The following is a 21,165-nucleotide window of genomic DNA, read 5'->3' on the forward strand; positions in this document are numbered from 1 at the left end:
TTTCTTGCGAATTTCCCCGTTCCGGCCGCGGCGCGCCTGACATGGATACGCATCAGGACATCCCGACCGAGACCGGCTGCCCCTTGACCGAGGCGCAGGAGGGGCTGTGGTATGTCCAGGCGCTGGACCCCGGCAACCCGATCCTGAACACCGGGCAATATCTGGAACTGACCGGCCCGCTGGACCGCGACGCGCTGGCCCAGGCCGTGCAGCGCACCATCGCCGAGACCCCGGCCCTGGCGCTGCGCTTCGCCGCCGGGCCCCAGGGGCCGCGGCAATGGGTCGGCCTGCCGCCGATGCTGGGCTTTGCCGATCTCTCGGCCCAGCCCGACGCCGAGGCGCAGGCCCTGGCGCAGATGCGCGCCGACAGCCGGCGACCGCTGGACCTGGGCCGCGCGCCGGCCGGGGCGCTGACGCTGTTCGTCCTGGGTCCCGAGCGGCATCTGCTTTACGAACGCATCCACCACCTGGCCATCGACGGCTATGGCATGGTGCTGGTGACGAACCGCATCGCCGCGCATTACGCCGCGCTGGCGGCCGGGGCGCCGGCGCCCGAGCCCTTTGGCCCGCTGTCGCTGGCGACCGAAGAGGACGCGGCCTGGCGCGCCTCGCCCCGCCGGCTGGCCGACCGCGACTGGTGGCACGCGGAACTGGCCGGCCTGCCCGAGGTCGCGGGGCTGGCACCGGGCCGCGCGGTCAGCGGGGCCGACTTCCTGCGCGATTCCCGCCTGCTGCCGCAGGCGCTGCTGGACCGGCTGGCGGGCTATGCCGCCCGGCACCGGCTGGGCTGGCCCGATGTGCTGAATGCGCTGACCGGCGCCTACCTGGCGCGCTGGACCGGGGGCGAGGCGGTGATCGGCCTGCCCTTCATGGCGCGGATGGGCCGCAAGATCGCGCAGCTGCCCTGCATGGCGATGAACGTGCTGCCGCACCGGCTGCGGCTGGACGAGGACGCGCCCCTGCCCGAATGGCTGGCCGCGCAGTCGAAACGCATGGCGCAGGGCCGCCGCCGCGGCCTTTACCGCAGCGAGCTTCTGCGCCGCGAGCTGGGACTGGTCGGCGGCACCAGGCGGCTCTATGGCCCGCTGGTAAACGTGCAGCCCTTTGACAAGGCACCGGAATTTCCGGGGCTGCAAACCCGGCTGCATATCCTGGGGGCGGGCGCGGTCGACGACCTGACGCTGACCTTCCGCGGCGATCCGGCCTCGGGCATGATCTTCGAGGTGGACGCGAACCCCGCGCTTTATGCGCCCGATGAGGTGCGCGGCCATGGCGACCGGCTGGTGGCCTTCCTGGAGGCCGCGCTTGCGGCCGAAACCCTGGCCGAGGTGCCGACCGCCAGCCCGGCCGAGATCGCCGCGGCGAAGGCGCGCGCCCAGGCGACGCGCCATCCCCTGCCCGACACCACCCTGACCGCGCTGATCGAGGCGCAGCTTGCCGCCACGCCCGAGGCCCCGGCCGTCAGCTTTGGCGCCGAGAGCCTGAGCTTTGCCGACTTGGACCGCCGCAGCGCCGCCCTGGCCGCGCGGCTGCAAGGCCTTGGCGCCGGCCCCGACCGCATCGTCGCGGTGGCGCTGGAACGGTCGCTGGAACTGCCCGTGGCGCTGCTGGCGATCCTGCGCGCCGGCGCGGCCTATCTGCCCCTGGACCCCGCCCACCCGGCCGAGCGCATCGCCCGCATCCTGGCGCAGGCCCGGCCGGTGGCGGTGCTGGCCACGGCCGACCTTGCCGGGCTGTTCCCGGCCGGCACCGACCTGCTGCTGCCGGACGACTGGCCGGCCGAGGGTCGCCCCACGGGGGGGCCGCAGCCGGGCGACCTGGCCTATGTCATCTTCACCTCGGGCTCGACCGGCGAGCCCAAGGGCGTCGCCGTCGAGCATCGCGCCATCGTCAACCGCCTGCTGTGGATGCAGGCGCATTACGGCATCACGGCCCAGGACCGTATCCTGCAAAAGACCCCGGCGACCTTCGACGTCTCGGTCTGGGAATTCTTCCTGCCGATGATGGCCGGGGCGGAACTGGTCATGGCGCCGCCCGGCGCGCATCGCGACCCCGCCGCCATCGCCCGCCTGATCCGCGAACGCGCCATCACCACCTGTCATTTCGTGCCGTCGATGCTGTCCGCCTTCCTGGCCTCGCCTGCCTCCCAGGGGCTGGCGATGCGCCGGGTGTTCTGCTCGGGCGAGGAGCTGACGGCGGACCAGCGCGACCGCTTCCACGCCCGGATCACGGCCGAGCTGCACAACCTCTATGGCCCGACCGAGGCGGCGGTGGACGTGAGCTACTGGCCCGCCGGACCCGAGGATCGCGCGAACCCGATCCCGATCGGCTGGCCGGTCTGGAACACGGCGCTGGAGGTGCTGGACGAGCGCATGCGCCCGGTGCCGCCGGGCCTGGCCGGGCATCTTTACCTGGGCGGCGTGCAGCTGGCGCGCGGCTATCTGGGCCGGCCCGACCTGACCGCGGAGCGGTTCATCGACGCGCCCCAGGGGCGGCTTTACGCCACCGGCGACCTGGCCCGGCTGCGGCCGGACGGGGCGGTGGTCTATCTCGGCCGCTCGGACCACCAGGTCAAGATCCGCGGGCTGCGGGTCGAACTGGGCGAGATCGAGGCGGCGATCATGGCATCTGGCCTGGCCCGCGAATGCGTGGTCATCGCGCGCGAGGATCATGCCGGCGAAAAGCGCCTCGTCGCCTATCTGGTGCCGACGGCGGATTGGCGGCCGGGCCTTTTGGCCGAGCGGCTGGCGGCCGGGCTGCCCGCCTACATGATCCCCTCGGCCGAGGTGGCGCTCAAGGCGCTGCCGGTCACGTCGAATGGCAAGCTCGACCGCAAGGCGCTGCCCGCGCCGGAATTCGCCGTCTCGGGCCGCGCGGCGGAAACCGCGACCGAACAGTTGCTGGCCCGGCTTTTCGCCGAGATCCTGCACCTGCCCGAACCCGCCCCGGCCGAGGCGGATTTCTTTGCGCTCGGGGGCGATTCGCTTTCCGCGGTGCGGCTGGCACAGGCGCTGGAGGCCGAAACCGGCCGCGACCCCGGCCTGGGCACGATCTTCGAGCATCCGGTCCTGGCGGTGCTGGCCGCCGCGCTGGACGCGCAGGCGCCGCATGACGACGGGTTGGGCCCGCTGATCCTGCTGGCCGAGGGCGATGCGCAGGCCGCGCCGCTGTTCCTGATCCATCCGGCCGGCGGCCTTGCCTGGGGCTATCGCGGGCTGGCGCGGCGCATCGCGCCGGCGCGGCGGGTCTGGGGGCTGCAACATCCGGGCCTGGACCCGGCGGTGGCGATGCCGGAAAGCCTGGCCGAACTGGCGCAGGATTATGCGCAGCGCATCGCCGCGCTGGCGCCGCGGGGCAAGGTCCATCTGGCCGGCTGGTCGGTCGGCGGCATCCTGGCGCAGGAAATCGCCGTGATCCTGTCCGCAATGGGCCGCGAGCCCGGCCTGGTCGCCATGCTGGACAGCTATCCCTGCGACGCCTGGCGCGACGAGCCCGAGCCGGACCCCGTCGCCGCCCTGCGCGCGCTGCTGGCCATCGCCGGCTACGACCCCGAGGCGCATCGCGAGCTGGACACGCGCGAGGCGGTGGTGACCTTCCTGCGCCGGGGCGACAGCGCGCTGGGGGCGCTGCCCGCGCAGGTGCTGGACGGGGTGGTGCGCACGGTGACGGGCACCAACCGGCTGATCCGCGGCCATCATCATCGCCGCCTTGCCGGCACGATCACGCATTTCCGCGCCGCCCGCGACCACAAGGACCGGGCGCTGACGCCCCGGATGTGGGAGCCCTATGCCGAGGGGCTGGAGGTGATCGACCTGCCCTTCCTGCATGCCGAGATGACCTCGGCCGAGGCCACGGCCCTGATCGCGCCCGGTCTGGTCAAAAGGCTGGGCGGGGGCTGACCGGCCGGCGCCGTCCCGGTCGCGCCCTTGGGCGGCGCGCGGTCCGGCGGCGGCTGCGGACCGGCCAGGGCCAGCGCGATGAGGCCGCAGACCAGCCCACCGATCAGCCCGCCCAGGCCCAGCAGGATGTCAGCCGCATCCGGTCCCGGCACTGCCATGGCCGGGGGCGCGGACGGGGGCGGGAAAAGACCCGGCACCCCCGGCTGCACCTGCGCGACGCCCAGCCCGCACAGCACCAGGCCCAGCAGAACAAGCGCATATCTGGCGAAAACCATCCCGATCTCCGTTCTTGCCTGCCGCCACAGCAGCACAAGAGGATTGAGATCCGGTTAATCCGCGCAGGCAAAAGGCAGGACCAGCGGGAACGACCCCGCCAGCGTCTGGATATGGATCAGCCCCGGCAGGACATGCAGCTGCGCCCGGTGGCCGGGATGGCGGGCCAGGTCGGCGACGAATTGCATCGTGGCAGGCGCCGGCCCGTCCGGCGGCGGGCCGGCGCTGCCCGAGCGCTTCTCGCGATCCCCCAGCGCCACCAGCAGCGGCAGGGATGCGGGCGCGGCTTCCCGGGCCACGCGACGAATCAGCGCCTCGTCCCACCAGATCGAGGGGCTGATCGCGGCATGGCGGGCAAAGCCCTGCGGCCGCGCCAGCAGCGCGTAAAGCGTGAAGAGCCCGCCGAAACTGTGGCCCCAAAGCGTGCGGCGGGCGGGATCGACGGGCAGGCCAGCCTCGGCCGCCGCACGCAGCGGGCCGGTCAGCCGGTCGTGAAAGATCGCCGCGCCGCCGGCCGTGCGGCCTTCGTGGACATGGTCGGGGCGCAGGCCGTCGCCCGGCCCGTCGGGCGCGGTGAAGTCCAGCGTCCGCAGCTCGCGCGCGAATTGGCGGTCGGTGTCATAGCCGATGCCGACGATCATCAGTCCGGGGGCCAGCGCCAGATGCTCGGGCGCCAGGAAATCGAAGGCGGCGTTGCCGTCCAGCATGTAAAGCACCGGCCAGCCCCCGGCCGGCGCCGGCGCCCTGGGCACCGCCAGAAACAGCCGGTAGCCGGGGCCGACCGCCACCACCTTTTGCGACAGCGCATGCGTCGGCGACCCGGTCTGAAAGATGCGCAGTTCGGCCTGCTTCCTGGCGTGATCCGGCCCGACCTGTCCAAGCTGCGACATGATGCGACAATTCCCCCTGTTCACAAAGCCCTGCATCCTTGCCGACGTTAGTTGACAAGGACGGTCAGGAATATAGGTTGCCCGCTGACCGAAGCCAGCCCTGATCGGGGTCAGCCAAAGCGAGTCCTGTTCTGTTTTCAAGGAGTTTCTCATGGCATATCCATCGCGCCCCGCCCTTCGCGCCCTGCTGGGGGCCTCGGCGCTTGCGCTTTCGGTGATCGCGGGCCCCGTTCTGGCCGAAACCGTCTTTACCAAGCCGCTGGTCGATTTCGCCGGCCGCGTCAGCGCCGGCGGCGTCGATCGCGCCCCGGTGTTCAAGGGCGGCAAGGCGGTGATCGAGGGCCAGAACCTGATCCCCGGCCAGACCGTCACGCTGATGCGCGGCACCAAGGCGCTGAACGCCGAGCCGATCACCGTCGATGCCGAGGGCGGGTTCAGCTTTGCGCTCGACATCGACGCCGAGGCCGAGACCGGCCTGCAGCCCATCGTCGTCATCACCGAGAACCCGGCCTCGGCCGAAGTGGTCGAGCTGAAGATCTCGCCCGAGGTGCCGGTCGCGGGGGCCGAGAAATTCGCCGTTGCCAGCGAGCCGGTGGTGCGCGGGCTCTACCAGGTGAAGTTCAGCGAGGCCGCGAATGCCGCCTTCGTGACCAGCGCCGTCGGCCGCCCGCCGGTCAAGGAGGCCAAGCTGGTCAAGATCAACCCCGAGACGCTGAAGATCGAGGCCGAGGCCACCCCCGGCGCCGCGCCCGCCCGTCCCGACGGCAGCGACGGCGGCCTGTTCGCGGTCTATGGCGTCGATGTGGACGAGGCGAACGGCAATGTCTGGGTGACGAATACCCGCCAGGACACGGCCGCGGTCTACAAGCAGTCCGACCTGTCGCTGGTCAAGCAGTTCGAGCCGGGCGCCGTCCCCCATGCCCGCGACGTGGTGGTGGACGAGGCCAACGGCCGCGCCTATGCCAGCGCCACCGGCACGCCCGAGATCAAGGTCTTCGACACCAAGACCCTGGAGCCCTTGGAGCCGATCACCATCAAGTCGCAGATCCGGGGCGAGGAATTCTCGACCATGGCGCTGGACATCGACGAGGCGGGCGGCAAGCTGGTCACGGTCAGCCTGTCCACGCCCGAGGCGGCGGTGGTCGACCTGGCCTCGGGCGAGGTCAAGGTGATCGCGCTGCCGGGCGCCAAGGCGGCCTCGGGCGTGGCCTACGACCCGCAGGAGGGGCTGATCTTCGTCGCCTCGCAGGCCACCGACAACCTGCTGATCGTCAAGGCCGAGACCGGCGAAGTCCTGCATGACGTCGCCGTGGGCGCCGGCCCGCTGAACGTCGCCTTCGAGCCGGTGGGCCGCCTGGCCTATGTCGCCAACCGCGGCGCCGGCACCGTCACCGTGGTCAGCCCCGAAGGCGAGATCGTGGCGAACCTGGACGCCGGCAGCCTGCCCAACCAGCTGCGCGCCGACGGCAAGGGCAATGTCTGGGCGGTCAACAAGTCGCGCGGCGAAAACGACGAGACGGGCGACCGCATCTGGCGCATCACCCCCGCCACGGAGTAAGAGGGGCGCTGACCCTGCCGGGGCGCCCGCATGCGCGCCCCGGCGCATGAGCCAACGGACCCGCCATGACCCTGACCCGCCCGCTGCTTGCCGCATTCGCCCTGATCGCCTGGCTTGGCCCTGCCGCGGCGGATGTGGTGGCCACCGACATCCTGGGGCGCGAGGTGCATCTGCCCGAGCCCGCCAGCCATATCGTGCTGGGCGAGGGGCGGCACCTGTCGGTGCTGGGGCTGATCCACGACGATCCGGTGGCGCTGGTTTCCGGCTGGCGGCTGGACAAGGCGCTGGACGAGCCGACCATGCAGGCCTACCGCGAGAAATTCCCCGACATCGACCAGATCCGCCCGGTCGGCTCGGGCAATCGCGACATCTCGGCCGAGGCGATCATCGCGCTGCATCCCGACCTGGTGGTGCTGACGCTGATCGACCGGAACGACCCCGGCATGGAGGTCGCCCGCCAGCAGATCGAGGCGGCGGGCATTCCGGTCGCCTATGTCGATTTCTTCTCGCATCCGCAGGAAAACTCGATCCCCAGTCTGCGCATCCTGGGCAAGCTGACCGGCGCCGAGGAACGCGCCGAGGAATTCGCCGCATTCTACGACAGCCGGCTGGCCCGCATCCGCGACCGGCTGGCCGACACCGAGATCGCCCGGCCGCGCGTGTTCTTCCACGTCCATGCGGCGCCGCAGAACTGCTGCTCGACCGTGGGCAGCGGGGTGTTTCACGACTTCATCACCACGGCCGGCGGGCAGAACATCGGCCATGATACCGTCAAGGGCGTGCTGGGCAACGTCAGCCTGGAATATCTGATCGGCGCCGACCCGGACGTCTATATCGCCACCGGCGGTACGCATATGGCGGCGCGGGGCGGGCTGGTTCTGGGCTCGGGCGTGGATGCCGAGACCGCGCAGGCCAGCTTTCAGCGGCTGATCGCGGCGCCGGGCTTTGCCTCGTTGCGCGCGGTAGAGCAGGGGCGCACGGCCGGCGTCTGGCACCTGTTCAACGATTCGCCCGTGCATATCGCGCTGATCGAATACCTGGCCAAGACCTTTCATCCCGACCTGTTCCAGGACGTCGATCCCGCCAAGACCCTGGCCGAGATCAACGCCCGCTTCTCGCCCGTCATCGTGCCGGGAACATGGTGGGTGACGCCGGAACAATGAGCGACGCGACGCTGCAGCGCTATCACCGGCAAGGCCGGCGCAACGCCCTTCTGGTGGCGGTGCTGGGCCTTGCCGCACTGGCGGCGCTGCTGCTGGACCTGGTCACGGGCCCGGCCGGCCTGCCCCTGGCCGATACGCTGCGGGCGCTGACCGGCGGCGAGGTGGCGCGGGGCACCCAGGTCATCGTCTGGGACGTGCGCCTGCCCGTGGCCTGCATGGCGCTGCTGGTCGGCGCGGCGCTGGCGCTGGCCGGGGCCGAGATGCAGACCGTGCTGGAAAACCCCCTGGCCGAGCCCTTCACGCTGGGCGTGTCCTCCTCGGCCGCGCTTGGCGCCGCGGTGGCGATCGTGCTGGGCCTGACCCTGCCCGGCCTGCCGGCGGTCTGGAGCGTCTCGGGCAACGCCTTCCTGTTCGCGCTTGGCGCGCTGGGGCTGTTGCAACTGTTGGGCCGCATCCGCGGCGGCGGCCCCGAGGTGCTGATCCTGTTCGGCGTGGCGCTGAACTTCACCGCCGCCGCGCTGCTGTCCTTGCTGCAATTCGTCGCCTCGGCCGATGCGCTGCAACAGCTGGTGTTCTGGACCATGGGCAGCCTGGCTTCGGCACAATGGCCGGGCGTGGTGCTGATCGGCGTGGTGCTGGCGGTGGCGGTGCCGTTTTCCTTTCGCGCGGCGTGGAAGCTGACCGCGCTGCGGCTGGGCGAGGACCAGGCGAAAAGCTTCGGCGTCGATGTGGCCGGCCTCAGGCGCTGGACGCTGCTGCGGGTCAGCCTGCTTGCCGCCTCGGCCGTGTCCATGGTCGGCGTCATCGGCTTCGTCGGCCTGGCCGGGCCGCATATCGCCCGCATGCTGGTCGGAGAGAACCACCGCGTCTTCCTGCCCGCCAGCATCCTGACCGGGGCGCTGGTCATGTCGCTGGCCTCGACGCTCAGCAAGACGCTGGTGCCGGGGGTGCTGCTGCCGGTCGGCCTCGTCACCTCGCTGATCGGGCTGCCGATCTTTTTCGCGCTGATCCTGCGCGGCAGGCGGCGCTGATGCAAGGGCTGCTGGCTCAGGGCATCTCGGTGCGCTACGGCGCGCGCAGCGTGCTTGCGGGGCTGGACCTGCCCCTGCTGCGGCCGGGCGAGGTCACGGTGCTGGCCGGGCCGAACGCGGCCGGAAAATCCACGCTTCTGCGCGCCATCGCCCAGTTGCAGCCCCATGGCGGGCAGGTGCTGCTGGACGGGCAGGACCTGGCCCATGTGCCGATGCGCGACCGCGCCCGGCTGATCGGCTTCATGCCGCAAAGCCTGCCGTCAAGCTCGTCGCTGGTGGCGCTGGAAAGCGTGATCGCGGCGCTGCGGGCGGGCGAGACCCTGGGCGCGCGCCAGGCCGATGCGGCCGCCATGGCGGTGCTGGACAAGCTGGGCATCGGCGCGCTGGCGCTCGAGCCGCTGTCGGCGCTGTCGGGCGGGCAGCGGCAGATGGTCAGCCTGGCGCAGGCCATCGTGCGCGACCCGCGCCTGCTGCTTCTGGACGAGCCGACCAGCGCGCTGGACCTGGCGCGGCAGGTGCGGCTGCTTTCCGAACTGCGGCGCCTGGCGGGCGAGGGGCGCATCGTCGTCGCCGTGCTGCACGACCTGGCGCTGGCGGCGCAATGGGCCGACCGCATCGTGCTGATCCACGGCGGCCATACCCATGCCGAAGGCGCACCGGAACAGGTGCTGACCCCGCAGCTGCTGGCCCAGGTCTATGGCGTCGAGGCGCGGGTCGAGCGCTGCTCGCGCGGGCGGATCATGGTGCTGATCGACGGCGAACACGCGCCGGGCTGACCCCTAGTTCGCCCGCTGCCGCGAGCGAAAGGGCAAGGGCGCGACGGGAATGCCGTCCTCCAGCAGCTTGCGGGCCTCTTCCAGCTTCGCCTCGCCATGGATCGCGCGTTCGGGCGCCAGGCCCTCGTGCATGGCGCGGGCCTCGGCGGCAAAGGACATGCCGACGTAATCCGAGGTTTCCTCGACATGGCGGCGCAGCTTTTCCAGCGCCGCCTCATGGTCGTTGCGGGGGTTGTGCAGGTCGGGGGCATCGTCGCGGCCATGCGCCACGCGCGGCGCCATCAGCGCCTTGTCCACCTGGGCCGAGCCGCAATGCGTGCAAGTGACCTGCCCCGCAGCGCGCAGGGCGTCGAACCCGTCCGAGGACCGGAACCAGCCATCGAAATCATGGCCTTTTTCACAGCGCAGGGCATAGCGGATCATCGCGACTCCTTTCCCCTTGAATATCGGGCCGGGCAAGGGCTTATGCAAGGCCGCGCCGCGCCAGCGCCTTGATCCGCGCGACCAGCGTGGCGGGATCGCCGGCCCGCGCCAAAAGCAGCGCCCGCGCCGCCTCGCCCATGCGGCGCTGGCCCGCGCCGTCCTGCGCCAGGGCGGCCAGCAGCTGCGGCAGCGCCTCGGCCGTGCAGCCCCGCGCCGCGCCCGCCGCCGCCAGGTCGGCATAGTCGCCGGCATGGTTGGCGACATGCGGCCCGTGCAGGATGGCACAGCGCCAGGCCGCCGGCTCCCATGGCGTATGGCCGCCGTGATCGGCAAAGGAGCCGCCGGTGATGCAGATGCCGGCGGCGCGATACCATGCCGCCATCTCGCCCAGCGTATCGGCCAGCAGCACCGGCGCGCCAAGCCCGCCGCCCTGGCTGCGGCGGACGAAATCCAGGCCACGCGCCGCGATCAGCGCCGCCACCGCATCGCCGCGCCGGGGATGGCGCGGCGCCAGGATCAGCCGCAGGTCCGGCACCGCCGCGCGCGCCGCGGCCCAGGCGTCCAGCATCGGCGCATCCTCGCCCTCATGGGTCGAGGCCGCCAGCACGGTGCGCGCGCGCTCCGGCCCGTCCTCGCCCGGCTCGACCTGGGCGGGGGCCAGCAGCTTCAGGTTCAGCCGCGGCGTCAGCGCGCCCGCCCGCAGCCCCAGCGCCAGAAGCCGCGCCTCGCTGTCCGCATCCTGCGCCGACAGCGCGTCGATGCGGGCCAGCATCGGCCCGATCAGCCCCGGCAGCCGGCCCCAGCGCGCCGCCGAGCGAGCCGAGATGCGCGCGCCCACCACCACCTGCGCCACGCCCCGCGCTGCCGCCATGGCCGAACGGTTGGGCCAAAGCTCGTTCTCGACCGTGACCAGCACCGCGGGCCGCAGCCGGTCCAGAAAGCGCCCGACGGCCTGCGGCACGTCCAGCGGCGCCAGCGCGCAAGGATAACCCAGCCGCCGCGCCAGCGCGCGCCCGGTCAGGCTGTTGGTCGTCACCACCAGGGGAAAGTCCCGCGCCAGCGCCTCGGCCAGCACCTGAACCGAGTTCAGCTCGCCCACGCTGGCCGCATGCAGCCAGATCCCGCCCGGCGCGGCCTCAGGGCCGGACAGCGCCAGCCGCTCGCGCCAATCCGCCCCGGCCAGCGGCGCGGCCAGGCCCAGCGCCCCGCCGGCCAGCGCCGTGGCGCCGCGCCAGATCAACGCAGGGCGGCCTCGGCAGCCTCGCGGATGGCACGGATGTTCTCGCCATAGGGCGCGCTGTTCGACACCGAACCGCCGCGGAACACGGCCGAGCCGGCGACCAGCACATCCGCCCCAGCCGCCGCGACCAGCGGCGCGGTCACGGGATCGACGCCGCCGTCGATCTCGATATGCACCGGGCGGTCGCCGATCATGGCGCGCAATTCGCGCACCTTCTCGACCTGGCTGTGGATGAACTTCTGCCCGCCGAAGCCGGGGTTCACCGTCATCACGCAGATCAGGTCGACATCGTCCAGCAGCGGCCGCGCGGCTTGCGCCGGGGTGCCGGGGTTCAGCGCCAGCCCGGCCCTGGCGCCGGTGCCGCGAATGGCCTGAAGCGTGCGGTGGACATGCGCCCCGGCCTCGACATGGGCGGTGATGATGTCGCTGCCCGCCTCGGCGAAGGCCTCGATATAGGGATCGACCGGGGCGATCATCAGGTGCACGTCCATCACGCCGCGGATATGCGGCCGGATCGCCTTGCACATGGCGGGGCCGAAGGTCAGGTTCGGCACGAAATGCCCGTCCATCACATCGACATGGACCCAGTCGGCGCCCTGGTCCTCGACGGCGCGGCATTCCTGGCCGAAATTGGCGAAATCCGCGGAAAGGATGGAAGGCGCGATCTTGATGCGGCGGTCGAACGTCATGTCTGGCTCCCTGCAATGCCCCTGGTCCCGGTTATCGTCCCGGCCGGCCGGCCGTCAACAGGCCTGAAGGTCGCATTTCTCCGTTTTCCAAATACCCCGCGGGGGTCCGGGGGCGCGAAGCCCCCGGCTTCCCCCTTGGGCTTTCCGCCGCATGGCCTATATTGGGGCCAAGGCGCCAGGCCGCAGCCGGCCCCCGCGCATCCCTATTCCGAAGGACTTGTGATGACCGAAACGAAGGAAATTTCCTGGGACGACAGCATGCTGCCCTTCCAGCTGGAGCGCTCGGACATGCGCGGCCGCGTCGCGCGCCTCGGGCCCCTGCTCGAACACATCCTGTCGCGCCACGACTACCCGGTCCCGGTCAGCGCCATGGTGGCGGAACTCACCACCCTGGCCGCGCTGATCGGCCAGACCATCAAGCTGCGCTGGAAGCTCTCGCTGCAGGTGCGCGGCAACGGCGCCATCCGCACCATCGCGACCGACTACTACGCCCCCGAGACCGAGGGCGCCCCCGCCCGCATGCGCGCCTGGGCCAGCTTCGACGCCGAGCGCCTGCAAGACGGCCTGCCCGGCTTCGACCAGCTGGGCCAGGGCTATTTCGCGGTGCTGATCGACCAGGGCGAGGGCACGACCCCCTACCAGGGCCTGACCCCGCTGGCCGGCGGCTCGCTTGCCAGCTGCGCCCAGACCTATTTCGAACAGTCCGAGCAGCTGCCGACCCGGTTCGAGCTGACGGTGGGCCGCGCACGCCTGCCCGGCCAGCACCAGGACCATTGGCGCGCCGGCGGCATCATGCTGCAGACCCTGCCGGCCGGCAGCCATGCCGGGCCCGAGGGCGACCTGCAATCCGCCGACATCCTGCAAGGCGCGCAATCCGAGGACTGGAACCGCGCCACCACGCTGATGGCCACGGTCGAGGCGATGGAGCTGGTCGACCCGGCCCTGCCGCTGCCCAACCTGGTCTTCCGCCTGTTCCACGAGGAAGAGCCGACCGCCTTCGCCGCGCAGCCGCTGGTCTTCGGCTGCTCCTGCAATGCCGAGCGGGTGCGCAGCACGCTGTCGATCTATTCGGCCAAGGACATCGGCCACATGACCAATGACGACGGCATCGTCACCGCCGATTGCCAGTTCTGCGGCGCGCATTACGAATTCGACCCGAAAAGCCTGGGCTTCGAGGCGGTGATCGACGCCGAGGGCAACCCCCTGCCCAAGGGCGGGGCGGGGGAAAGCCGGGCCGCGCTTTGATGGGAACGATCCGCGAGACATTGACGCGGGCCCTGTCGGGAACGACGGGGCCCTCGTCGGATTTCGACTTCGGCGGCGCCCCGCCGGGCGAGGTGGCGCTGCGCCCGGCCGGCGTGCTGGCCGCCTTCGACGCGGTGGACGGGCGGCTGATCCTGACCAAGCGCGCCAGCAGTCTGCGCCACCATCCCGGCCAGATCGCCCTGCCCGGCGGCAAGGTCGATCCCGGCGATGCCGACGAGATCGCCGCCGCGCTGCGCGAGGCGCATGAGGAGGTGGGCCTCGACCCGGCCCGCGTCGAGGTGCTGGGCACCATGCCGGCGCATCGCACCATCACCGGCTTTGCCATGACCCCGGTGCTGGCGCTGGTCCACGGTCCCTTCACCCCCGTCCCCGAGATGGGCGAGGTCGAGGAGGTGTTCACCGTCCCCTTCGCCCATGTATCCGACCCGGCGAACTACCATGTCGAGGGCCGGATCTGGCGCGGGGTGCGGCGCGACTATTACGTCGCCCCCTGGGGCCCCTATTATATCTGGGGCGCCACCGCCCGCGTTCTGCATTCCCTTGCGACAAGGATTGCCCGATGACCCGGCTGACCGCGCCCTTCCTCGACGACCCGGCCCTGGGGCAGGTACTGGCCGCGCTGGCGGCCCAGGGCGCGCAGGCGCTGATCGTCGGCGGCGCGGTCCGAAACGCGCTTCTGGGCGAGCCGGTGGCGGATGTGGACATCTCGACCTCGGCCCGGCCCGAAGAGACCGTGCGGCTGGCCGAGGCGGCGGGCCTGCGCAGTGTGCCCACCGGCATCGAGCATGGCACCGTCACCATCATCGCCGATGGCCGCGGCTTCGAAGTCACCAGTTTCCGCCGCGACGTGGAAACGGATGGCCGCCGCGCCGTCGTGGCCTATTCCGACCGCATCGAGGATGACGCGCAGCGCCGCGACTTCACCATGAACGCGCTTTACGCCACCGCCTCGGGCGAGGTGCTGGACCCGGTGGGCGGCCTGCCCGACCTGGCCGCGCGTCGGCTGCGCTTCGTCGGCGACCCGCGCGCGCGCATCGCCGAGGACTATCTGCGCATCCTGCGCTTCTTTCGCCTGCTGGCCTGGTATGGGCGCGAGGCCGACCTGCACGCGCTGGCCGCCTGCCGCGAATTGCGCCAGGGGCTTGCCGGCATCTCGAAGGAACGCATCGGCCACGAGATGCGCAAGCTGCTCGACGCCCCCGACCCTTCCCCCGCCATGGCGCTGATGGCCGAGGCGGGCGTGCTGCCGCTGGTCCTGCCCGGTGCGGATGCCAGCGACCTGCCCGACCTGGTCGAGGTCGAGCGGGAATATGGCACCGGCGCCCTGCCCTGCTGGCCGCGCCGGCTGGCGCTCTTGGGCGCGCCGAACCCGGCCGAGGCGCTGCGCCTGTCGCGGGACGAGGCCCGCACCCAGGACCGGATCGCGCAGGCGCTGGCCATGCCCGCGCCGGCCGCCGCCTATCGCCTGGGCCGCGCGAACGCCGCGCAATCGGTGCTGATCCGTGCCGCCCGCGGCGACCGGCCGGCCTTTGGCTGGTGCCACGAACTGGCGCGCGGCGCCGCGGCGAAATTCCCGCTGACCGCCCGCGACCTGATGCCCGAACTGTCCGGCCCCGCCCTGGGCGAGGCGCTGCGCCGGGCCGAGGACGCCTTTGTCGAAAGCGATTTCACCCTGCCGCCCGAGGCGCTGCTGCGGATCGCCCTGCAACAAGAGGCCCGCGCCTGATGCATGATTTCTTCGCCCGCATGATCGACGCCTTCCGCCCGGCCGAGGGTCCGCCGCCGCGCAGCCTGCTGGCATTCTTCCGCTGGTGCCTGTCGGGCGCCTGGCCGGGGCTGACGCTGGCGGCGGTGGCCTCGGCGCTGGGGGGCATCGCCGACGTGGTCTCGGCCGTGCTGCTGGGCTGGGTGGTGGATGCGGTGGTCTCGACCCCCGCGGATCGGATCTGGGCGGACCAGGGCGGGCTGATCCTGGGCTTTGCCGCCTTCTTCCTGCTGATCCGCCCGGCGATCTTCGGGCTTTCCACCGCCAGCTCCAGCGTCATCATCGGGCCGAACATCCTGCCGCTGGTGCTGTCGCGGCTGCATCGCTGGACCATGGGCCATGCAGTGACCTTCTTTGACAACGACTTTGCCGGCCGCATCGCGCAAAAGCAGATGCAGACCGCCCGCGCCGTGACCGACGTGGCGACCGAATTCGTCAACGTGGTGGCCTTTGCCCTGGCCTCGGTGATCGGCTCTGCCGCCTTCCTGGTCTCGGTCGACGGCTGGGGCGCGCTGGCGCTGATGGTCTGGCTGGGCTCATACGTGCTGCTGATCCGCTTCTTCCTGCCGCGCATCCGCACGCGCTCGGCCAGCCGGGCCTCGGCGCGGGCCATGGTCACGGGGCAGGTCGTGGACACGATCACCAACATCAAGACCGTCAAGCTTTTCGCCCATGCCGAGCACGAGGACCGCGCCGCGCTTGGCGCCATGGCCGGTTTCCGCGAACGCGCGCTGGACTTCGGCCGGGTCAGCACCTGGTTTCGCCTGTCGCTGATGACCATCGCCGGCGCGCTGCCGGTGATCCTGGTCGGCGGCACCATCCTGTTGTGGCGGCAGGGCATGGCCACGGCGGGCGACATCGCCGCCGCCGGCGCCATCGCCATGCGGCTGGCGCAGATGACCGGCTGGGTCAGCATGGCGCTGATGGGGGTCTGGGGCAGCATCGGCGAGGTCGAGGACGGCATGAAGACCCTGGCCCCGCCCCATGCCCTGACCGATGCGCCCGACGCCATCGCCCTGGGCCGGGTCGCGGGGCGGATCGACTTCGACCATGTGGATTTCGCCTATGGCCGCGGTGAAGGCGGCATCAGCGACCTGGACCTGCATGTCGCGCCCGGCGAAAAGCTGGGCATCGTCGGCGCCTCGGGGGCGGGGAAATCGACCATGGTCTCGCTGCTTTTGCGGCTCTACGACGTGGAAAGCGGCGCGGTGCGGGTGGACGGCCACGACGTGCGCGCGGTGACGCAGGAAAGCCTGCGCCGCAACATCGCCATGGTCACGCAGGAAACCGCGATGTTCAACCGCTCGGCGCGCGAGAACATCCTGTATGGCCGCCCCGATGCGACCGAGGAGGAAATCGTCGCCGCCGCCACGGCCGCCGAGGCGCATGAGTTCATCCTGAAGCTGCGCGACCACATGGGCCGCACCGGCTATGACGCGCATCTGGGCGAACGCGGCGTCAAGCTGTCTGGCGGCCAGCGCCAGCGCATCGCATTGGCCCGCGCGCTGCTGAAGGACGCGCCGATCCTGGTCCTGGACGAGGCGACCTCGGCGCTCGACAGCGAGGTCGAGGCGCAGGTCCAGGACGCGCTGCACCGCGCCATGCGGGGCAAGACGGTGCTGGCCATCGCCCACCGGCTCTCGACCATCGCCGAGCTGGACCGCATCGTCGTGCTGGAGGCCGGGCGCATCGTCGAACAGGGCGCTCATGCCGAGCTGCTGGCGCTGGACGGCACCTATGCGCGCTACTGGAACCGCCAGTCGGGCGGCTTCCTGGGCACCGAGGACGATGCGGCGGAGGCCGCCGAGTGACACTCTGGACCGTCGAGCGGCTGGGCCGCAAGGGCGACGGCGTCGCCATCAGCGGCGATCGGCGCGCGCTGGCCGCACTGGTGCTGCCCGGCGAACAGATCGAGGGCGAGGCCGAGGCCGGCCGCATCGCCGCCCCGCGCATCGTGACGCCTTCGGCCGAGCGGGTGCGCCCGCCCTGCCAGCATTACCGCGCCTGCGGCGGCTGTTCGCTGATGCATGGCTCGGACGATTTCGTGAAGGCATGGAAGGTCGGCGTGGTGGCCGAGGCGTTGCGGGCGCAGGGGCTTTCGGCGCCGGTCGCGGGGGTGCATGTCTCGCCGCCGCGCTCGCGCCGGCGGGCGGTGCTGTCGGGGCGGCGCACGAAGAAGGGCGCGCTCGTGGGCTTTCACGCCCGCGCCTCGGACGTGATCGTGGACATCGCCGATTGCCATGTGCTGCGGCCGGCGATCCAGTCCGCGCTGCCGATGCTGCGGCAGCTGGTGACGGCCGGCGCCTCGCGTTCGGCCGAGCTGTCGCTGACCGTGACCGAGACTCCGGCGGGGCTGGACCTGGCCGTCTCCGGCGGCAAGCCGATGGAGCCGGCGCTGTTCCAGGCCCTCGCGACGCTGGCCGACCAGGGCGACCTGGCGCGGCTGGGCTGGGACGGGCAGGCGATCACCCGCCGCCCGCCGGCGCTGGCCATGGGCCGGGCGCGGGTGGTGCCGCCGCCGGGCGCATTCCTGCAAGCCACCGCCGAGGGCGAGGCCGCGCTGCTGGCCGCCGTGCGCGGCATGGTGGGGAACGCCGGGCGGGTGCTGGACCTGTTCGCGGGCTGCGGCACCTTCTCGCTGCCCCTGTCCGAGACGGCCGAGGTCCATGCCGTCGAGGGGTTGGCCGCGCCGTTGCAGGCACTGGATGCCGCCGCCCGGCAGGCACCGGGCCTGCGCCGAATCACGACCGAGATTCGCGACCTGGCGCGCCGCCCGCTGATGCCCGACGAGCTGGCCTATGACGCAATCGTGATCGATCCGCCCCGCGCCGGGGCCGAGGCGCAGGCGCGCGAGATCGCCCGCGCGCAGGTGCCGCGGCTCGCCTGGGTCAGCTGCGACCCCGTCACTTTCGCAAGGGATGCGCGGATTCTCGCCGAGGGAGGCTATGGGTTGTGCCGGCTGTTCGTGGTCGACCAATTCCGCTGGTCGCCGCATGTCGAGACCGTGGCGGAGTTTCGCCGACGCTAGCGAAATTTTAATCTCTGTGGTATTTCATAACAAAACGAAGCGCATAGCGCACACAGAGGGTAGTGATGATTCGGGCAATACGCGCATTTTTCGCGGTTGTCGCAGTAGCCGTTTTGGCAAGCTGCGGCGGGGGCGACAGCCTGCAACCCAGCAAGACCTATCAGGGGCCGCCGATCACGCAGATCGTGGTCAAGAAGGCCGATCGCAAGATGTATCTGGTCAGCGGCAAGGAGGTCGTCAAAAGCTACAAGATCGACCTGGGCAACCAGCCGTTTGGCCACAAGCAATTCGAAGGCGACGGCCGCACGCCCGAGGGCCTGTATTTCATCGACCGCTTCAACCCGCGCAGCCGTTACCACCTGTCGGTCGGCATCTCCTATCCTTCGGCGCAGGACGTGGCCAATGCGGCGGCGCGCGGCCAGCGGCCGGGCGGCGACATCTTCATCCACGGCCTCGGCCCCGAAGGGCGGGCGCTGAACCGGCCGGACTGGACCGCCGGCTGCATCGCCGTCACCGACCAGGAGATCGAGGAGATCTTCACCATGCTGCGGCCGGGCGTGCCGATCTTCATCTATCCCTGACGCCGCCCGAGGACGAGACAGGCCCCGCGCATCAGCGCGGGGCCTTGCCATGTCCGAAGGCCGGGAAGGCGGCAAGCCCCGGCCGGCGCGGCTGACGCATCGGCCATGAACAACGCCCGTGGTCTTCGCGCCGCCTGCACCGGCAGGGCGATCCGGCCGGGCGGGCGGGTCGGGTGAACCGAGGCTTCGCGGCAAAATAACGAGTTGCACAAGGGCGATGCCTGCCTGTAGGTAAAAATTGACTGAATCACTTGGGTATTATCAGTCGCTTCTTCACCTATTCGCGGAGATCATCCATGAGATCGCTACTTGCCCCCGCCCTTCTGGCCGCCACCTTCGCCGGCGCCGGCGCCGGTGCCCAGGCCCAGGATTTCGGCTATGAAGCATTCGAGCCTTCGGTGAACCACATCGACCTCGAGACCTGTCCCGCCCGCGTGACGGCCAAGGAGGTCTTCTGCCGCGCCACGCTTCTGAACGACACCGTCTATGTCTATGTCTTCGAGGACACCGACGAGATGAAATACGTCGAAATGCTGGCCTTCGAGGCAGGCGAATACGAGATTACCTTCAAATAACGATCCGGGGCGCGGGGTCCGGCGGACCGAAGCGGCCAACGTGCTGCGCCCTGCAGGATCGGTCCCACGACGGCATTTTCCGGCCAGCCTCGGCCGGCCGGACATGACGGCATCTGGCACTGGATGCCGCATCCTTGCTCCGGCTCTCTTCGTGAACCGGCATGCGCCACCGACGGGGCGCGGCGCGGCAATGGCCCTGACCGGGCGCCGCTTGCAGGCCGGGCGGACATGACGGCAGCTGGCACCGGATGCCGCATCATGCTCCGGCCCTCTTCGCGAACCGGCATGCGCCACCGACGGGGCGCGGGGCGGCAATGGCCCTGACCGGGCGCCGCTTGCAGGCCGGGCGGAAAGGCGGAACCCGGCACCGAATGCCGCATCATGCTCCGGCCCTCTTCGCGAACCAGCATACGCCGCCGACGGGGCGCGGGGCGGCAATGGCCCTGACCGGGCGCCGCTTGCAGGCCGGGCGGACATGACGCGGCCCGCAGAGGGCCGCGCCGCGCGGTCAGATGCCGGCGCCGGGGGCAAAGCCGCCGGCCATGGCCACCGGCGCGCCGGCCGCGCCGCCGGTGATCAGCACCCACCAGATCTTGCCCGAAGGCTCCTGATACCAGCCGATGCCGAATTCCGTGGCGCGCGGGTCCATGATCACGTCGCGGGTGTCGCGGGTCTGCATCCAGGCGTTCAGGGTGGTGATCTCGTTCTCGTAGGTCTCGGAGATGTTCTCGCCGACCAGATGGCCCATGTAGCCCTGGCGCCGCACCCGCTCGAGCGGCGAAGAGCCGTCCGAGCCGAAATGCCAGGCCCGGTTCTGCGCCGCCATGTCGCGGGCATGGACCTTGGCGGCCGCATCCAGCGCGGGGCTCTGCATCATGGCGGGGGCCGCGACATTGGCGCGCAGCGCGTTGATCTGGCCCAGGACGCGGCCGGGGATCTGCGCCTCTTCGCGCGGGGTGATGCGATAGGCCGTCGGCAGCGGCTGCCCGTCGGGGCCTAGTTGCGGCTGAGGCTGCTGGCAGGCCGCGAGCGCCAGCACCGACACAAGCGCCAGGGTGGAAAGTTTCAGCATGATGTCCTGTCCCCAAGGATGTTTGCGCCAGCCATACAAAAGCGCAACCGCCGCTTCAAACCCAAGATTGCGTGAGCGCAACAGGCTGCGACTGTGTTGCGACAATGACGCTTGTTTGAATTGCAAGGCGCCTGCGGCGGGCGTAAATCCCCGTTCCAGCAAGACCTCTTTCGCACATTCGGGCAGAGAAGGCCGCAGGAAGCGGTCCGTCACATATCAGGAGCGACACATGATCACGCCGAAGAAACCGGTCTCGCGCCGGAAATTTCTGACCGCCTCGGTGGCGATGGGCGCGGCAGGGCTGGCGGCCCCGGCCATTGCGCAATCCTTCGACCCCTATACCGGCCAGCCCCTGCAGGGCACGGCGGGCGGCGCCACCCCGGATGCGGGCATGGTGCAATACGACGCCGCGCAGGATTCGCGCCGCAACATCTCCAGCTTCCGCATGCAGGACTGGCAGCCCTATTTCAGCAGCCTGACCAATGGCGCGATCCTGGTCGACCTGACCTCGCGCGCGCTGCATTACTGGTCCGAGGACCAGTCGGTCTACAAGCTGTTCCCGACCTCTGTCCCGGTCAGCGCCGACCTGACCCGCACCGGCCGCACCGAGATCATCAAGAAGGTCGAGGGCCCCAGCTGGGCGCCCACCCCCGAGATGAAGAAGCGCAACCCCGAATGGCCGGATTTCGTGCCGCCGGGGCCGGACAACCCGCTGGGCACCCATGCGCTGTGGCTGAGCTGGCAGTATTACCGCATCCACGGCACGCATGACACGCGCAAGATCGGCCGCAAGTCCTCGAACGGCTGCATCGGCCTTTACAACGAGCATATCAAGCAGCTCTACGACCTGACCAAGATCGGCACCCAGGTTCTGCTGATCTGACCCGGCCGAACAGGAACGACAGCAAGGGGGCCGCGAGGCCCCTTTTTCGTTTC

At 71.0% G+C, this 21,165-nt stretch carries 19 protein-coding genes; 13 read left to right on the forward strand and 6 right to left on the reverse strand.

Going from position 1 to position 21,165, the window contains the following annotated elements:
• Positions 1–41 precede the first annotated feature (41 nt).
• Positions 42–3,899, forward strand: coding sequence for a non-ribosomal peptide synthetase (locus FE811_RS15525; RefSeq protein ID WP_116223107.1), 3,858 nt, complete (start codon positions 42–44; stop codon positions 3,897–3,899).
• On the opposite strand, the gene FE811_RS15530 is transcribed toward FE811_RS15525, so the two are convergent.
• Positions 3,785–4,174 (reverse strand): hypothetical protein, encoded by a 390-nt coding sequence (locus FE811_RS15530; protein ID WP_140848071.1) that lies wholly within the window; start codon positions 4,172–4,174, stop codon positions 3,785–3,787. The genes FE811_RS15525 and FE811_RS15530 overlap by 115 nt on opposite strands.
• A gap of 54 nt (positions 4,175–4,228) precedes the next feature.
• Complete coding sequence (locus tag FE811_RS15535) at positions 4,229–5,062, reverse strand: alpha/beta hydrolase (protein ID WP_116223290.1); 834 nt, start codon at positions 5,060–5,062, stop codon at positions 4,229–4,231.
• Positions 5,063–5,213: 151 nt separating this feature from the next.
• Between FE811_RS15535 and FE811_RS15540 the strand changes: the two genes are divergently transcribed.
• The 4 genes from FE811_RS15540 (at position 5,214) to FE811_RS15555 (ending at position 9,590) form a co-directional block, all read left to right on the forward strand.
• A complete protein-coding gene (locus FE811_RS15540) occupies positions 5,214–6,620 on the forward strand; it encodes a YncE family protein (RefSeq protein WP_116223108.1) in 1,407 nt (468 codons plus the stop codon).
• 65 nt (positions 6,621–6,685) lie between these two features.
• Positions 6,686–7,783, forward strand: coding sequence for an ABC transporter substrate-binding protein (locus FE811_RS15545; RefSeq protein WP_116223109.1), 1,098 nt, complete (start codon positions 6,686–6,688; stop codon positions 7,781–7,783).
• Positions 7,780–8,814: an iron ABC transporter permease gene (locus FE811_RS15550; protein WP_036758161.1), complete on the forward strand. Its 1,035-nt coding sequence runs from the start codon at positions 7,780–7,782 to the stop codon at positions 8,812–8,814. Before FE811_RS15545 ends, FE811_RS15550 begins: the two co-directional genes overlap by 4 nt.
• Positions 8,814–9,590, forward strand: coding sequence for an ABC transporter ATP-binding protein (locus FE811_RS15555; protein ID WP_036758163.1), 777 nt, complete (start codon positions 8,814–8,816; stop codon positions 9,588–9,590). The genes FE811_RS15550 and FE811_RS15555 overlap by 1 nt, the downstream gene beginning before the upstream one ends.
• A 3-nt stretch (positions 9,591–9,593) precedes the next feature.
• On the opposite strand, the gene FE811_RS15560 is transcribed toward FE811_RS15555, so the two are convergent.
• The 3 genes from FE811_RS15560 to rpe are packed head-to-tail and all read right to left on the reverse strand — an operon-like array spanning position 9,594 to position 11,942.
• Positions 9,594–10,013, reverse strand: coding sequence for a DUF1178 family protein (locus FE811_RS15560; protein ID WP_036758165.1), 420 nt, complete (start codon positions 10,011–10,013; stop codon positions 9,594–9,596).
• Between the two features lie 40 nt (positions 10,014–10,053).
• Positions 10,054–11,253 carry a 3-deoxy-D-manno-octulosonic acid transferase gene (locus FE811_RS15565; RefSeq protein WP_072461141.1) on the reverse strand — a complete coding sequence of 400 codons (1,200 nt, stop codon included), beginning with the start codon at positions 11,251–11,253 and terminating at the stop codon, positions 10,054–10,056.
• Positions 11,250–11,942 (reverse strand): ribulose-phosphate 3-epimerase, encoded by a 693-nt coding sequence (gene rpe / locus FE811_RS15570; RefSeq protein WP_116223110.1) that lies wholly within the window; start codon positions 11,940–11,942, stop codon positions 11,250–11,252. The genes FE811_RS15565 and rpe overlap by 4 nt, the downstream gene beginning before the upstream one ends.
• Before the next feature lie 222 nt (positions 11,943–12,164).
• Here rpe and FE811_RS15575 point away from each other — a divergent pair, with 222 nt between their 5' ends.
• The 7 genes from FE811_RS15575 to FE811_RS15605 all read left to right on the forward strand — a co-directional run bounded on the left by FE811_RS15575 (position 12,165) and on the right by FE811_RS15605 (position 19,157).
• On the forward strand, positions 12,165–13,187 hold the full coding sequence (locus FE811_RS15575; RefSeq protein ID WP_036758171.1) for an Hsp33 family molecular chaperone HslO: 1,023 nt from the start codon (positions 12,165–12,167) through the stop codon (positions 13,185–13,187).
• The gene (locus tag FE811_RS15580) at positions 13,187–13,771 is read left to right on the forward strand and encodes a CoA pyrophosphatase (RefSeq protein WP_116223111.1); all 585 of its coding nucleotides are present in this window, start codon (positions 13,187–13,189) and stop codon (positions 13,769–13,771) included. The genes FE811_RS15575 and FE811_RS15580 overlap by 1 nt, the downstream gene beginning before the upstream one ends.
• Positions 13,768–14,934, forward strand: a complete 1,167-nt coding sequence (locus FE811_RS15585; protein WP_116223112.1) for a CCA tRNA nucleotidyltransferase — start codon at positions 13,768–13,770, stop codon at positions 14,932–14,934. The genes FE811_RS15580 and FE811_RS15585 overlap by 4 nt, the downstream gene beginning before the upstream one ends.
• Positions 14,934–16,784, forward strand: coding sequence for an ABC transporter ATP-binding protein (locus tag FE811_RS15590; protein WP_036758176.1), 1,851 nt, complete (start codon positions 14,934–14,936; stop codon positions 16,782–16,784). The genes FE811_RS15585 and FE811_RS15590 overlap by 1 nt, the downstream gene beginning before the upstream one ends.
• The gene (locus FE811_RS15595; protein ID WP_116223113.1) at positions 16,781–18,001 is read left to right on the forward strand and encodes a class I SAM-dependent RNA methyltransferase; all 1,221 of its coding nucleotides are present in this window, start codon (positions 16,781–16,783) and stop codon (positions 17,999–18,001) included. The genes FE811_RS15590 and FE811_RS15595 overlap by 4 nt, the downstream gene beginning before the upstream one ends.
• Positions 18,002–18,066: 65 nt before the next feature.
• The gene (locus FE811_RS15600; protein ID WP_036758180.1) at positions 18,067–18,582 is read left to right on the forward strand and encodes a murein L,D-transpeptidase family protein; all 516 of its coding nucleotides are present in this window, start codon (positions 18,067–18,069) and stop codon (positions 18,580–18,582) included.
• Positions 18,583–18,878: 296 nt separating this feature from the next.
• Positions 18,879–19,157: a hypothetical protein gene (locus tag FE811_RS15605; protein WP_116223114.1), complete on the forward strand. Its 279-nt coding sequence runs from the start codon at positions 18,879–18,881 to the stop codon at positions 19,155–19,157.
• 508 nt (positions 19,158–19,665) lie between these two features.
• Here FE811_RS15605 and FE811_RS15610 read toward each other — a convergent pair.
• Positions 19,666–20,229: a CAP domain-containing protein gene (locus tag FE811_RS15610; RefSeq protein ID WP_036758184.1), complete on the reverse strand. Its 564-nt coding sequence runs from the start codon at positions 20,227–20,229 to the stop codon at positions 19,666–19,668.
• Positions 20,230–20,458: 229 nt separating this feature from the next.
• Between FE811_RS15610 and FE811_RS15615 the strand changes: the two genes are divergently transcribed.
• Positions 20,459–21,112 carry a L,D-transpeptidase gene (locus FE811_RS15615; protein WP_036758186.1) on the forward strand — a complete coding sequence of 218 codons (654 nt, stop codon included), beginning with the start codon at positions 20,459–20,461 and terminating at the stop codon, positions 21,110–21,112.
• The last annotated feature ends 53 nt before the right edge of the window (positions 21,113–21,165 follow it).

Origin of the sequence: Paracoccus sp. FO-3, assembly GCF_006386455.1 — a bacterium.
Taxonomy (GTDB): Bacteria; Pseudomonadota; Alphaproteobacteria; order Rhodobacterales; family Rhodobacteraceae; genus Paracoccus; species Paracoccus versutus.